The organism is Flavobacterium coralii (genome assembly GCF_019891545.1).
Lineage (GTDB): Bacteria > Bacteroidota > Bacteroidia > Flavobacteriales > Flavobacteriaceae > Flavobacterium > Flavobacterium coralii.
Genome location: NZ_JAHDIU010000001.1, coordinates 1 through 15,225 on the forward strand (window position 1 = coordinate 1; position 15,225 = coordinate 15,225).

11 protein-coding genes, 1 rRNA gene and 1 other RNA gene are annotated in these 15,225 nt (G+C 40.3%); 8 read left to right on the forward strand and 5 right to left on the reverse strand.

The window, feature by feature from the left end; all coding sequences use genetic code 11:
- The first annotated feature begins 37 nt into the window (after nt 1-37).
- A 5S ribosomal RNA gene (gene rrf / locus KJK34_RS00005) occupies nt 38-146 on the forward strand.
- A 596-nt stretch (nt 147-742) separates the two neighbouring features.
- Nucleotides 743-3,997: a T9SS type B sorting domain-containing protein gene (locus tag KJK34_RS00010; protein WP_223051793.1), complete on the forward strand. Its 3,255-nt coding sequence runs from the start codon at nt 743-745 to the stop codon at nt 3,995-3,997.
- A 52-nt stretch (nt 3,998-4,049) separates the two neighbouring features.
- Here KJK34_RS00010 and KJK34_RS00015 read toward each other — a convergent pair whose 3' ends face one another.
- Nucleotides 4,050-4,670: a porin family protein gene (locus KJK34_RS00015; RefSeq protein ID WP_223051794.1), complete on the reverse strand. Its 621-nt coding sequence runs from the start codon at nt 4,668-4,670 to the stop codon at nt 4,050-4,052.
- Nucleotides 4,671-4,762: 92 nt separating this feature from the next.
- On the opposite strand from KJK34_RS00015, the gene xerD reads away from it, so the two are divergent.
- The 3 genes from xerD to KJK34_RS00030 all read left to right on the forward strand — a co-directional run bounded on the left by xerD (nt 4,763) and on the right by KJK34_RS00030 (nt 7,647).
- Nucleotides 4,763-5,662, forward strand: a complete 900-nt coding sequence (gene xerD / locus KJK34_RS00020; protein ID WP_223051795.1) for a site-specific tyrosine recombinase XerD — start codon at nt 4,763-4,765, stop codon at nt 5,660-5,662.
- Between the two features lie 73 nt (nt 5,663-5,735).
- The gene (locus KJK34_RS00025) at nt 5,736-7,256 is read left to right on the forward strand and encodes a sensor histidine kinase (RefSeq protein ID WP_223051796.1); all 1,521 of its coding nucleotides are present in this window, start codon (nt 5,736-5,738) and stop codon (nt 7,254-7,256) included.
- Nucleotides 7,243-7,647 (forward strand): response regulator, encoded by a 405-nt coding sequence (locus tag KJK34_RS00030; RefSeq protein ID WP_223051797.1) that lies wholly within the window; start codon nt 7,243-7,245, stop codon nt 7,645-7,647. The genes KJK34_RS00025 and KJK34_RS00030 overlap by 14 nt, the downstream gene beginning before the upstream one ends.
- Nucleotides 7,648-7,709: 62 nt before the next feature.
- On the opposite strand, the gene rny is transcribed toward KJK34_RS00030, so the two are convergent.
- The 4 genes from rny to KJK34_RS00050 all read right to left on the reverse strand — a co-directional run bounded on the left by rny (nt 7,710) and on the right by KJK34_RS00050 (nt 10,089).
- Nucleotides 7,710-9,275 (reverse strand): ribonuclease Y, encoded by a 1,566-nt coding sequence (gene rny, locus KJK34_RS00035; RefSeq protein WP_223051798.1) that lies wholly within the window; start codon nt 9,273-9,275, stop codon nt 7,710-7,712.
- 57 nt (nt 9,276-9,332) lie between these two features.
- Nucleotides 9,333-9,439: non-coding RNA, 6S RNA (gene ssrS, locus KJK34_RS00040), on the reverse strand.
- Between the two features lie 58 nt (nt 9,440-9,497).
- On the reverse strand, nt 9,498-9,791 hold the full coding sequence (locus KJK34_RS00045) for a cell division protein ZapA (RefSeq protein ID WP_223051799.1): 294 nt from the start codon (nt 9,789-9,791) through the stop codon (nt 9,498-9,500).
- Between the two features lie 7 nt (nt 9,792-9,798).
- On the reverse strand, nt 9,799-10,089 hold the full coding sequence (locus tag KJK34_RS00050; protein WP_223051800.1) for a hypothetical protein: 291 nt from the start codon (nt 10,087-10,089) through the stop codon (nt 9,799-9,801).
- 178 nt (nt 10,090-10,267) lie between these two features.
- Here KJK34_RS00050 and KJK34_RS00055 point away from each other — a divergent pair, with 178 nt between their 5' ends.
- Genes KJK34_RS00055 through KJK34_RS00065 form a run of 3 tightly spaced genes read left to right on the forward strand, consistent with a single transcriptional unit; the run spans nt 10,268 to nt 15,224 of the window.
- A complete protein-coding gene (locus tag KJK34_RS00055; protein ID WP_223051801.1) occupies nt 10,268-11,983 on the forward strand; it encodes a M23 family metallopeptidase in 1,716 nt (571 codons plus the stop codon).
- The gene (locus tag KJK34_RS00060; protein WP_438839196.1) at nt 11,970-14,462 is read left to right on the forward strand and encodes a TonB-dependent receptor; all 2,493 of its coding nucleotides are present in this window, start codon (nt 11,970-11,972) and stop codon (nt 14,460-14,462) included. Before KJK34_RS00055 ends, KJK34_RS00060 begins: the two co-directional genes overlap by 14 nt.
- Before the next feature lie 45 nt (nt 14,463-14,507).
- On the forward strand, nt 14,508-15,224 hold the full coding sequence (locus KJK34_RS00065; protein WP_223051803.1) for a hypothetical protein: 717 nt from the start codon (nt 14,508-14,510) through the stop codon (nt 15,222-15,224).
- Nucleotide 15,225 lies beyond the last annotated feature (1 nt).

Consider the following 15,225-nt stretch of genomic DNA (forward strand, 5'->3'; position numbering starts at 1 on the left):
AATGCCTGTTGGCTAATGGCTCTTGCCTTGAAAAACTTAAGGTGATTATTGCGGCGGGGCTCACCTCTTCCCATCCCGAACAGAGAAGTTAAGCCCGCCTGCGCAGATGGTACTGCATCTTGTGGGAGAGTATGTCATCGCCTTTCTTTTGAAACCCTATCCAAAACGGATAGGGTTTTTTGTTTTTATACTGCTCGTATAGTTCACAATGTTGGGATCATCATACTCTTTTAAGTTATCCTTTTATTGTAGCTTTTATTCAATTTACATTATATCCTTTATTATTCTTCAGTAGTACAGATTGATTCTATTGCTTTAGTCGGTACTTACCTATCAATACTATTTTAAACATTTTCTTAACTCTTATTAACAAGATGTTTCCTAAGTTATGAACATTTTCAAGTTTTATATGTTTACAACATTATTATTATAGAGTGTTTTTTATTGATTTATATTTAAAAATTTTATTAAATTTAATAAAAAAGTTATTGATATCATAATTTTTATTACATATTATTAAATAAATATTTTTTGTAGTGATTTCTATAAAGCATTGATATTCAGCAATTTTTATTTTTTAGTCTTAGTTAAAAATTAAATTTTGCTATAATAATCGTTGAAATGCACTAGTTAAATAATTGTAAATCAATACTTTAACTTTGTTTTAACTTATATTTGTACTGTAAAAATTGAAAGTTTTATTAGTACAAAACAAAATAAAACGAATGTAAAAACCGGATGTATGAAATTAATTAGACTTTTACTTGGTTTATTATTGTGCAGCAGCATTGCAAATGCCCAGCTTGCCGATTTTAATCTGACTTTATCTAAGACAGATGAAATTTGTTTAAACAATGGTTCAATTACTTTTAATGTGAGTGGAACTACTCAAGGATCTACAATATTATATAAGGTATTTAAACTGCCAAACACAAGTTCTCCAGTTTCTATATTATCAGATAATTATCTGGGTGGTTTGTCGGCAGGAACTTACAAAGTGCTGGCACTTCAGGTGCTTGGTGACGACTCCAATAGTAAAGAGGCCCAAATTTCTATACAAAATCTTATACAGCCTTTTGCTATTTCGGTTTCTTCCAATAATTTAAACTGTGCAACAGGAGGTAATATTGTGGTAAATACCACGCAGGGCACAGCTGCTCAATATGAAATTATATCAGGCCCTGAAACAAGGCCGTTGCAGGCATCTAATGTTTTTACCGGGCTTCCTTCGGGCACCTATAATATCAGGGCTTTTAATAATTGTGGTGTAGGCAAGGTTAAAACGCATACTCTTACGGTTGTAAGCTCTCAACTTAGTATATCTGATCCTGTTTATACAGAAAGCGCTGCTGTATTTTGCGATTCTATTACTGTTACAAATGTTATAGCAGCAACATCAGGCTCTATAGCTTATCCGCTTACTGTGCAGCATAGGTTAAATGCTATGGAGATAGGTGGTGATGAAATCGTTATTGACCAGACTTTTACTAATGGTCCTGCTGACGCTTTAGAGGTATCTGCTGTACTGCCCAGATATAATGTTTCCTATTCCTATGATTTATCTGTTACGGATAACTGTAATACATTATATGAGAAAAGTGATAATATTGTTAGCCATGAGTTAGCATTATCTTTTCTTACAGCGAATGCCCCATGTGGTGAAGAATATCTTTTAGTAAATGTGGGAGGTTTTGTAAATTCATATACGGTTGAATTTTTAACAGCGCCTGACGGTTTTAATGCTTTGGATTATAACGATGCTGCTAATGGCAGTTTTATACAACCATCTATAGAGTTTGGAAATGCAGAAAACCCTGTACTTTTTGGTTATTATGTTCTGCAAGTTACAGATGAATGTGGAAGATCAGCTATTAAAACGCTTAATGTTGAAGTAAATATACCAACCCCTGTTGTAAATGGCCGCAACAACGGCTGCTTTTCAGAATTTGGCAGGATTAGGATAAGTGTTCCTAATTCAAATCTTGTATCGGCTACAATTGTTGCAACAGATTCGCCATATACAGGTTCGCTGCCGCAGAACGTAACTTCTAATATTAATAATGCGGGTACACTTGCATTAAATAATATGCCTGTAGGTTTCTATACCATAGCTTTCACTGACGATTGCGGTTTCAGTTATGAAGAAATTGTGGAAGTACCTCCTTTTGTAGAAAAACCTTTTACAGACGCAACGCTTGTTGCCTGCGAAGCAGGTTATGGCTCTGTGATGCTTAGAAGCGGTAACGGAGACCTGACAGAGGTTTTGGTTACTCTTGCTCCATCGGCATACGGCCAGATGTACCAGGCTAACGTTTCTTCAAACATTTTTAACGGAAGGTTCTACATGAGTAATCTTCCGGAAGGGAATTATGTATTTAACGCTACTGACGAATGCGGTATTGTTCATGATATGCAGGTTTATATAGAAGGCTATAACCCTCCTGCACAAGGCAGCTTTATCTTTACACCCAACTGCGGTTCATTCTCGGTTAAGGTAACAGACTCCAGCAACGGGCTTGAAGGCGCCACTTTTTGGCTGCAAAAGCTTAATACATCTACAGGCCAGTGGATGCACCCGCAAACCGGTGTGGTATATACAGAGGGTTCTTTGCCTGATTCTGATACCGGAATAAGGCTTAATAATAATACTGTGCGTAACAATCTAAATTACAGCGGAAAATTCAGGATACTGAAAAGGTTTGAAACCTATACAACTGCAAGTAATGAAAATACTATATGCATAAGCGAGTTAGGGCAGTTTGAATATTATGACGTGTTAACTATTAATAGCGCTTATACTATGGCTTGTGTTGGGGAGCCAAACGATGTTTATGTAGAAGTTACCGGATATCCTGTGTCTTATAAAATTACACAAAAAAATGGCGAGCCTATTATGATTGATAATGGTGCAGACAATATTTTTAGAGACCTTGAGCCGGCAGAATATGTTATTAGTGTAGAAGATGCCTGCGGTAATGTAGTAACACAATGGATAAATTTCCAGGAACTGCCATCTATAGCCGCAGCTAACCAGCCGGATGATATGGTAATATGTGCGGAAGCAGGCTCGGATGACACCGCTACATTTCATCTTACTGAACAGAATGCTGCAATTTTAGGTCCTCTGTTTGGTGCAATGTACACTATTACCTATCATGCTACACAGGCTGATGCTGATAACGGTATCAACCCGTTACCGGAGTACTACACGAGCACAGCAAACGGGCAGGTTATATATGTCAGGCTTAAGCATAACGAAATAGATATTTGCCACAGTACAACTTCTTTCAGGCTGTATGTGGGAGAGTATCAGGAACCGCATATAACCAGTAAAGGCACAGTTTGTGACGGTATTGCGCTTGAACTTACTGCCGAAGGCGGATATAGCAGCTACTTATGGAGTACCGGTGAAACTACACAAACAATTTATGTTACAGAACCGGGACTTTATACAGTAATTGTTGAAAAGAATTATGGTAACGGAAAATGTGACGGGTTTGCAGAAATGGAAATATTTGCTTCTGAACAGCCTGAAATCGTTGCCATAGATACAAGGGACTGGACAAGGGATGAAAACTCAATAACAGTTCATATTAAAGGAGAAGGGCGTTATGAGTATTCTTTAGATGGTTTTAACTATCAGGAAAGCAATGTGTTTGAAAACCTTGAAACAGGGGTTTATCAGGTTTATGTGAGAGACCTTAACGGATGTGGTATGGATATAGAAGAAGTGGTGTTGCTGCATTACCCTAATTACTTTACCCCTAACGGAGATGGAGTGCATGACAAATGGTATATTGAGTATGCTATAAAAGAACCAAACCTTAAGGTGCAGATTTATGACAGGTATGGTAAAATGATTACCGCTTTTGGCTCTACAAGCGATGGATGGGACGGAACCTTTAACGGGGCCAGCCTTCCATCAACAGATTACTGGTTTGTAGTTACACGCCAGGACGGCAGGGAGTATCGCGGACACTTTGCAATGGTTAGATAAATAAAATAAGCTCCCTGAAAGGGAGCTTATTGTTTATAAAAGGTATCACAGATTAAAACTTGTAACCAATACCTATCTGGAATACTGAGTTTTTAGCGTCAACATCCTCTATAATATCTGTTAAGCCCATATTGTACCTGCCTGTAGCAAAAAGCCCCATGCTTGTTTCAAATGTAAGGCCGGCAGCTACACCAAATTCAAAGGTTTCAGCTTCAGCGGGAGTACCCTCAAGGTCAATATCTCCGTCGTTAGAGTTAGGGTTAAAGTCAAACTCTTCATTAACAACAAAGCTGAATTGTGGTCCTACTTCAAGGCTTAGTCCGTCAAGTACATACACTTTTGCAAGTATCGGCACGTTGATGTAGTCAAGTTGGTATTCTGCTTTGTCACCGTCAGAACCTTCAAAGTCAGCATCAAATCCCTGGCCTGAGTATAAAACTTCTGCCTGGATAGAGAACATCTCGGTTAACGGCATTTCGCCAAGTACACCTACGTGAAAGCTTGTCCTTGAGTCGGGGCTGTCAAAGTCATCACCTGTAACAGTGGCAAAGTTAACACCACCCTTAACACCAAATCTTGGTGATAATGAGTTCATGTTGCTGGTTTGTGCATTTACTGCTGCAATACCTCCAAACATTACAGCACTTAGAAATAACATTTTAATTCGTTTCATCTTGATAAAGTTTTAGTTTTGTTGATTCAAAAGTATTGCAATAAAATTCCTGCTTTTGTCAAATAATTCTTAATTCACATAATTTTAACCGCTTGAAAAACTGGGATAAATACATAAACGACTATAAATCATACCTCAGGATAGAGCGTGGGCTCTCGGCAAATTCTGTAGCGAATTATCTTTTCGACATAAAAAGGCTGGTTCAGTATTTAACAGAATTTAATATAGAGGTTTCACCTTTACAGGTGTCGGAAGATGTTATACAGCAGTTTGTTTATCATATTGCCGCCGAACTTAATCCGCGCTCACGTGCACGTGTTATTTCAGGGTTAAAAAGTTTCTTTAATTACTTAGTTTTTGAAGACTACCGTAAAACATCACCAATGGAACTTATTGAAGTACCAAAAATTGGAAGGAAGTTACCCGATACTCTATCAACACAGGAAATAGATAATCTTATTGCTGCAATAGACCTTAGTACAAACGAAGGTGAACGCAACCGTGCCATGCTGGAACTTTTGTACAGTTGCGGCCTCAGGGTGTCTGAACTGGTTACGCTTAAACTATCTGACTTGTTTTTTGAAGAAGGTTTTATAAAAGTTACAGGCAAAGGCAGCAAGCAGCGCTTTGTGCCAATAGGTGCTTTTACACAGAAATATATAAACATTTACAAAGATGAAGTAAGGGTTTTTCAGCCGGTGCAAAAAGGCAGCGAAGATACTTTGTTCCTTAACAGGCGGGGCAGGGGGTTAACAAGAGCAATGGTATTCACTATTATTAAAGACCTGGCAAAAAAAATTAACCTTTCTAAAAATATAAGCCCGCACACTTTCAGGCATTCGTTTGCAACGCACCTGTTGGAGAACGGCGCAGATTTAAGATCCATCCAAATGATGCTCGGGCATGAATCTATAACCACGACCGAAATTTATATGCATCTGGACCGCAAGTTTTTAGATAATGTGCTTAACACCTACCACCCAAGGCGATAGTTTATTAATTATTTATAATATCATTATAAAATCTTAATTATATTTATATAGTTTTTTGCTCTAATTTCGTAACATGAAGTTTTTCGATTTACCGGATATCCATGATGGGGAAAGCCTTAATGCTTTTTATAAAAAGCTGCTGGACCAGGTGCCTGACCTTATTTTTAAAATGGTTTGGAAGGCAGATAACCTTTATTCGGTTGTATTTGCAAGCGAAAGCGTTAATGATATTTATGAGCTGAGTGTCGAAACATTTCTTTCAGATACGGATATTTTTTTCAGGGAGCGTATATATCCCGAAGATGCTGAAGGGTTTATAGCCGCTATGGAATATGCTAAAGATACCCTTTCACGCTGGAATCACGAATACCGTGTTCAGCTGCCTGTTAAAGGTTTACGCTGGATGCGTATTACAGCTAAACCGGAGCAGCAACGCGATGGTACTATATGCTTTTATGGCCGGGTAAGCGATGTTACCGAACAAAAAGACAGGGAGCGTGAGATAAAAATATCTGAAGAGCGTTACAAGTATGCATTACAGGCAGCCTCTGAAGGTATTTGGGACTGGGATATGAAATCCAATACGGTATATTTTTCTGCACAGTCTATGAAGATTATCGGTAAAGAAGAAAAAGAGGCTGTAGTGCCTTTATCTTTTTGGAGGGCACGCATGCACCCTGACGATATTAAAGGGCATGAGCAGGCCCGTAAAACCTATTTTAAGGGCGAAATACCTTCGTTTGAAAATATATACAGGGTTTTGAACGACAGCGGAAAATACCGTTGGGTATTAAGCCGGGGCAAGGCTGTAGGTTATGACGACACGGGGAATCCGGTAAGGGCCATTGGTACCCATAAGGATATAACTGATATGAAGGAGAAAGAGCTCCAGCTTGCCAACACTATAAATATTATTGGCAGCCAGAATAACAGGCTAAGCAACTTTGCGCACATAGTTTCGCATAACTTACGCTCGCATGCGGGTAATCTTAAAATGCTTATAGATATTTTTAAGGGTGCAAAAGAGGAGGAAAAGCAGGAAATGCTTAACCAGCTTGAGGCAATATCAGATGGGCTTTATGTTACCATAATACACCTTAAAGAGCTTGTTGATATACAGTTTGAGGTAAAGATCATGAAAGAAAAGCTCAACCTGAGGCATTATCTCAAAAATATTTTAAATATCTTGCATAATGAAATAACCAAGCATGGCGTTAATGTAGAGATTAACATACCTCTTGATGTAACCGTAAACTACAATCCGGCTTATCTTGAGAGTGTTTTGCTTAATTTTACAACAAATGCCATAAAATACTCAAGCCCCGAGAGAAAGCCAATGCTTTCTTTTGATTTTGAAGTAATAAAAGGGGTAAAGGTACTTTCGGTATCAGATAACGGGCTTGGGCTCGATTTAAAGAAACATAAAAACTCCCTGTTCGGGATGTATAAAACCTTTCATAAGAACCAAAACTCAAGGGGTATAGGTTTGTTCATCACCAAAAACCAGGTAGAGGCAATGGGAGGGAAGATAGAAGTTTACAGCGAAGTTAATAAAGGGACTACTTTTAAAATATTTTTTAATGAAGACGATTAAGAGCCTTTATATAGTAGATGACGATAAAATATATCACTTTCTGTTCAAAAACCTTTTAAAGCAGAATGATATTAATGTTGAAACGACATTTTTTTGTAACGGATATGATGCCATAGAGTTTATACGTAAAAACAAAGATGATGTTGAAATGCCCGACCTGATATTGCTCGACGTGAATATGCCAATAATGAACGGATGGCAGTTTTTAGAGGAATATGAGAAAATGGTAAAAGATTTTGATAAAAAGCCCATAATCTATATGATCAGTTCTTCTAACAGCGAAGTGGATATAAGTAAATCTAAAGATTTTGACGGGCTCGTAAAAGATTATTACCTGAAACCGATATGCAGGGAAGACCTTGAAAAGATGTTTGTTCTTGAAGAAGTTTAAAACATAAAAAAAGCTGACTTAATCAAGTCAGCTTTTTTTGTTTAGAATGTACTGTATTGCCGTTATTTAGCAATATTTACAGCTCTTGTTTCGCGGATAACAGTTATTTTAACCTGTCCCGGATAAGTCATTTCAGTCTGTATCTTGTGCGATATCTCAAATGAAAGGTTTGCAGCCATTTCGTCACTCACTTTTTCACTTTCCACAATCACACGAAGCTCACGGCCAGCCTGTATGGCATAAGCGCTCTTAACGCCTCCAAAGCCATAGGCAATGTCTTCAAGGTCTTTAAGCCTTTGTATATACGAATCCAGTACCTGCCTCCTTGCGCCCGGCCTTGCGCCCGATATGGCGTCGCAAACCTGTACAACAGGGGCAAGCATGGTTTTCATTTCAATTTCGTCGTGGTGGGCACCAATGGCGTTACAAACTTCTTCTTTTTCACCATATTTCTCTGCCCACTGCATACCCAGTAATGCGTGCGGAAGGTCGCTTTCTGTATCAGGCACTTTACCTATATCGTGCAGTAATCCGGCTCTTTTGGCAAGTTTTACGTTTAGTCCTAACTCGGCAGCCATTATACCGCAAAGTTTGGCAACTTCCCTTGAGTGCTGTAGCAGGTTCTGCCCGTAAGAAGAACGGTATTTCATCCTTCCCACTACTTTTATAAGTTCAGGGTGAAGTCCGTGTATGCCCAGGTCTATTACTGTACGCTTACCAACTTCTATAATTTCGTCTTCTATCTGCTTGGCTGTTTTGGCTACAACCTCTTCAATACGCGCCGGGTGAATCCTTCCGTCTGTAACAAGTTTGTGCAGGGCAAGGCGCGCTACTTCCCTCCTTACCGGGTCAAAGCACGAAAGTATAATAGCTTCCGGTGTATCATCTACAATTATCTCTACACCTGTAGCAGCTTCCAGCGCACGGATATTACGCCCTTCACGCCCGATGATACGGCCCTTCACGTCATCAGATTCGATGTTGAATACCGAAACGCAGTTTTCTACAGCCTCTTCGGTACCTACACGTTGTATCGTGTTTAATATAATTTTCTTAGCTTCCTGCTGTGCAGTTAGTTTAGCCTCTTCTATAGTGTCCTGAATATGTGCCATTGCACTGCTCTTGGCATCGGCTTTCAGGCTTTCTACAAGCTGGTTTTTGGCTTCTTCGGCGCTTAAGCCTGATATCACTTCAAGCTGCTCAACCTGGCTCTTATGCAGCCTGTCTATTTCCTGCTGTTTTTTGTCAAGATAGTCTATGCGGTTGTTATAGTCGGTAATTTTAGCCTCAACTTCTTCGTTCAGCTTCTTGCTCTTTGCAAGTTCGCTGGATACCTGAGATTCCTTATCACGAGTTCTTTTTTCCGCCTCGGCAATCTTTTTGTCTTTGCCCAGTATAACCTGCTCATGCTCTGCCTTAAGCTCAAGGAATTTTTCTTTTGCCTGCAGCAGTTTATCTTTTTTAATGGCCTCAGCCTCGTTAGTTGCGTCCTTAATTATAGAGGCAGCCTCTTTACGGGCGTTGCCCAAAATGCCTGTAGCGCTTTTCTTCTCCAGGAATTTTGCTATGCCAAAGCCTGCAGCAAGCCCTATAACGGCACCGATAATTAACATTAATGTTGCGTCCATAATTTGTTTTAGTGTTGATGTATGTGTATAAAAAAAGCCTACATTAGAAGATTGTATAAACTCGTAAAGACAAGTTTTGAGCTAACCCGCTGATCAAGGATCTGCTCTGTGGCAGCTTGCTTTAACAGCGATGATTCACCCATTTTAATGTATTGGTGTTGAGTTTATCAAATATGTACTAATGTAGGCAGTATCTTGACGTATGTAAAGAACGTATATTTATTATTCAGAGAGCATTTGTCCCAGTCTTTCATCCATTTCCTTCAGCTTATCGAAAGCCGTTTCCAGTTCTGCAGATGTGTTTATCTGCTTTTGTTCTGCCTGTGCGGCAAACTGTAGCGCACACATGGCTAAAACATCCTGCTTATCCCTTACTGCATAATTCTCTTCAAACTGCTTTATCATGCTGTCGATTTTTTTAGAAGCGCTTCTAAGCCCTTCTTCCTGTGCCGGATCTACCGTTAGCGGGTAAACCCTGTCGGCAATAGATATTTTAATCTTCAGCTTCTCATCCATCTCTTCCTTAATCAGAAAGTTGTGCTATGCAATAATCAATTTCGCGGATCAATGAATTTATCTTGAGTTTTGTCTCTCTCTTATTGTCGTCACTGCCCAGTAATGAATTAGCCATTTTAAGTGTTTCATTCTGCTTTTTCAGCATCATGATCTCTTCAAGCTGGCTGCCGTTAACCATAGCTGACTCAGAAAGTTTATTTTCCAGTTCCCTGTTCCTCTTTTCCAGCATCTCCATTTTACGGAGTAGCTGCTTAAGTTTATATTCCAGAGAATCAACTATTTCGGGTAATCCGTTCATGGCAACCGATATTCATTACAATATTTTACAAAGTTAATATTACTTTGTTTACAAACAACAATAATGTAAAATTTATTGTAAATTTTTGTAATATATCTGTAATAAATTGCTTTGTAATCAGTTATAAGTTTAAGTTTTTGCAGCCTTTTAATTATAAGGTTTTTCATATTTTAGCCGTATGAGTTTACGCTATATTTTATTACTGATTGCATCCGCTTCTTTTGCGCAGGATCCTTATCCGCAGGATTATTTCCGTTCACCTATGGATTTGCCCGTGCACCCCAGCGGCACCTTTGGCGAAATACGAACGAACCACTTTCATGCAGGTTTAGATTATCGCACTAAGCAAAGCATTGGCCACCCTGTTTATGCGGCTGCCGAAGGCTATGTTTCGCGTATAAAAGTTTCCCCTTATGGTTATGGCACAGCTTTATACATAGACCACCCTAATGGTTACACAACCGTTTACGGACACCTTTCGGCCTATGCTCCTAAAATAGATTCTGTAGTGCGTGCAAAGCAGTATGAAAAGCAGACATTTGATATAGAGTTGTTCTTTAAGCCGGGCGAAATTAAGGTTGCCCATGGCGAGCTTGTGGCACTTTCCGGTAACACGGGTGGCTCCGGGGGGCCGCACCTGCACTTCGAATATCGCGATACCAAAACAGAAGAAATAATAAACCCCCTGCACTTCGGGCTCAAAAAGCTTATGAAGGACACAAAGACTCCCTCTGTACATGGGCTTATGGTGTACCCGCTTAGCGAGGATGCGGTGGTTGATGGTGCCCGCAGGCCGTTTTTGATAAACCTCAAGCTGCAGAAAGACGGGACTTATATTGCCGATAAAATAATGGCTAAGGGCAATGTAGGTTTTGCCATAAGCACATCCGATAAATCTACAGGCAGTTATGGGCACAACGGTGTTTATAAAGTGGAAACCTTTTATAACGGCAGCCCCGGCTTTAGTTATACTTTCGACAGTTTTGCCTTTAATGAGTCGCGCTACGTGAATAATTTAATTGATTACGGACATTATTATAATACGGGCGAGAAGTACCAGAAACTATTTATAAAGACACCATACCCGTTGTCGTTAATAAAAAAGAACACTACAAATGGGCATCTTGCAATTGAGCCTGATAAGGTACAGAACTATCGCATTGAGGTTTCCGATTTTCACGGAAACAAAGCCGTTATAAATGGCAGCATTGCCTATTCGCCCGAACCTGCACGTGTAATGGAGCCAAAGCACATCACTCCATACTTTGTAAAGGCGGCAAATGATAACATTTATACCAAAAACGGCGTTTCGGTATTTATACCTGCCCATGCTTTTTATGAAGATTTTTATATGGATTTTGATGTAAGGGATACTGTTTTGTACCTGCACGACCCAAAAGTGCCGGTGCATGATTACCTTACGGTTTCGTTTGATGTGAGCCATATACCGGTTGAAGAACTGCAAAAAACGTTTATATCAGGCACAACCGGAAAAAGGCGTAATTATCATTCCAGCTATATGGAAGAAGGCAGGCTTACAGCAAAAGTGCGTGCCCTTGGTACCTTTGAGCTTGATAAAGACATAACCCCGCCAAAAATATACAGCCCAAGCTTTACCGAAGGCAAGTGGCTGAGTAAAGAAAACAGCTTCAGCTTAAAAATAAGCGATGACCTTTCGGGCATTGCAACCTATGATGCCTGGATTAACGGGAAGTGGATATTGATGCACTATGATTACAAAACCCGTATGATAGTACATAATTTTAGTGATGGCCTTGCAGATGAAGGCCGCAACGATTTAAAAGTTGTTGTTACAGATAATGTTGCGAATTCTACTACCTTTGAAACGCATTTTTTCAGAACACAAAATACAGCCTCTGTTGAAAACAATTAAAAAGTTCCTTTCGCTGGCCCTGTTCCTGGTCAGCAGTGTGGTTTTAGCTCAGAATGCCCCTTTTATGCATGGTGTAATGCTCGATGAGCATAACCTGCCTATAGAAGGCGTAAATATATATTATGACGGGCCTGACGGTCGCGTTTCTGTTAATACTGACCAAAGCGGTTATTACAAAATAGTCCTCCCTGCAAATGTTCCTGTAGATGTGCATTTCGCCCATGTCAGTTTTGCCAATTCAGTTTATGAGGGTGTAGAGTTGCCTCCGGGTAGCATTTATGAATTTAACTCAATACTTTTAACAGGACTCACCACACTTAAAACAGTTGAGATAGATTCGCCGACAGGGCGTAAAAAGCTTCAGGGTGCTATTGATATACCGCCTGCATTATTGCGAAAAATACCAAGTGCAAACGGCGGGGTAGAGGCTATAGTAAAACTTTTGGGAGGTAATAGTAATAATGAGCTTAGTACGCAATATTCCGTACGTGGTGGTAACTATGATGAGAACCTTGTGTATGTAGAAGATATAGAAATATACAGGCCGTTGCTTATACGATCCGGGCAGCAGGAAGGGTTGAGCTTTACCAACTCTGCTATGGCAGAAGATGTTCAGTTTTACTCAGGTGGTTTTCAGTCGCGCTATGGCGATAAGCTTTCTTCTGTATTGGATATTACCTACCGAAGGCCGGTTGATTACGGAGCTGAACTAGAAGCAAGCTTCCTCGGCGGGAGCCTGACGCTTGAAGGTATTTCTAAGGATAAAAAGTGGAGTGCTATTACCGGCGCACGTTACCGCAACAACAGCCTTTTGGTAAACAGCCAGCAAACCGAAACCAATTTTAACCCTGTTTTCGCCGATGTGCAGACAATGGTAAACTTCATGCCTTCGGATAAATGGGAGATTAACTTTTTGGGCAACATATCGCAGAATAAGTATAATTATGAACCGCTGACACGCCAAACCAATTTTGGTACTATAGATGAGCCTATAGCATTGCAGATATTTTATGAAGGGCAGGAACAGGATGAATACCTTACTTATTTTGGTGCATTAAAATCTACATATAAAGTTTCCGACTATTTTACCTTAAAGGTTATCGGCTCTGTTTACCACACGCAGGAACAGGAGCATTTTGATATACTGGCGCAGTATGTACTGGGCGATGTAGATACCTCTATAGGAAGTGAAAATTTCGGGCAGATACAAAACCCAAGGGGAGTAGGCTCTCAGCTTAACCACGGCCGTAACGACCTTGATGCCCTTATTGCCAATGCAGAGGTTAAGGGTGTACATGATTTTAAAACGAGCCTTGTAGAGTGGGGCGTAAAATATACCCGCGAAGATTTTCGAGACAGGCTGGTAGAGTGGGAGGTAATAGACTCTGCAGGGTTTTCTTTGCCCTCACCTGTAATAGACAGGCAGGTAAACGACCAGCCTTATAACCCTTACTATGGCCCGCTGACGCCTTACCAAAATGTAAGGGCTACTAATTTTGTAGTTATAAACCGCATGCAGGGCTATGCACAATGGAGCCGCAGGGCAAAGCTTGGCAATAGCGAAGCCTATATGAACCTGGGGGTAAGGGCGCACCAATGGCAGGTTGACAGCGACATAAGCGGTAAAGGCAAAAGCCAGGTAGTGGTTAGCCCGCGTGCGCAGTTTAGCCTGAAGCCAAACTGGGAAAAAGATATGCTTTTCCGACTGGCGGGAGGTTTGTATTACCAGCCGCCTTTTTACAGGGAGCTGCGCGATTCTTTAGGTGTTGTTAATCCTGATGTAAAGGCACAGCGTTCTATACATGTGGTGCTTGGTAACGACTATAGTTTTAAAATGTGGGGTGGCAGGCCATTTAAGCTGGTTACTGAGGCTTATTATAAAGATATGGATGATGTAAACACTTACACGCTGGAAAACGTACGTATCCGTTACCGTGCCAATAATGATGCGGTTGCCTATGCCTATGGTTTGGATATGCGCCTTAACGGAGAGTTTGTTCCCGGCACGCAGTCATGGTTTACTTTCGGCTATATGAAGACTGAGGAGAACTACAGGGACAGGGGCTATATTGCCCGCCCAACCGACCAGAGGCTTAAATTCGGTTTGCTTTTCCAGGATTATGTGCCCAATATACCAAGCCTGAGAATGTATCTTAACCTGGTTTATAATACCGGACTTCCGGGTGGTTCGCCATCGTATGCCGACCCTTATGTGTACCAGTCGAGGTTAAGAGATTACCGCCGTGCCGATGCCGGCTTTGCCTATGTGTTTACCGATGACAGCAAAAAGCCTGATGCTGACAGCTGGCTTGCTGCTTTTGATGAGCTTTCGCTGGGGCTTGAGATATTTAACCTGTTTGATAACCAGAATGCCATAACCAATACCTGGGTGCGCGATGTTTATACCAAAACCCAGTATGGCATACCTAATTATTTAACCAGCCGTGTTTTCAGCCTTAAGCTTACGGCACGTATCTGATTATTGAAACATTTTCCTTATTTTTGGGTTATATCCTTATCAAAAATGAAAAAGAGCACACTACTGGTTTTATGTTTTGCAGCACTTGCAGCAATCAGCTGCCGTAAAGAGGAAAAGCCAAAGCCAAAGGTTATATATGAGAACAAAGCAGATGAACAAAAGGATGTTAAGCCTGATTCTGCGCAAATAAAGGTAGCCGACCTTCCGGTGCACATGGAAGGCACAAAGTACCTGATACATCCCATTGGCGATATACGTGTGTATGATGACAAAGCCAGGAGTTATGGCAGCAGCCGAACCAATAACGTAAGCTATGCTATATCTAACTATAACCGTTATGAGCTTACGGGTTATTTTGAAAACCTTAAATTTCAGCATATAGACAGTACCGCGCTATATCCGCTTACAGATAAGCATGTACAGATACAAACAGTAACCTACCTTAATACTATCAGCAAAAGGCAGGTGCTTGTATATTCTATGGTGGATTCTGATACCAATAAAGACAAGAAGATAGACCTGAACGATATAAAATCGTTATATATTAGTGATGTAAGTGGCAGGAACTTCCATAAGCTTTCGCTTGATATGCAGGAACTTTTAGACTGGAATATTGTTGAGGCACAAAACAGGCTTTACTTCCGTACAATTGAGGATATAAACCAAAACGGTGCGTTTGATGAAAAAGACAAAGTACACTACCACTTTGTCGATTTGCTTTCTGCCGATTGGGCTACTACTGATTATGAGCCGGTACAGTAAG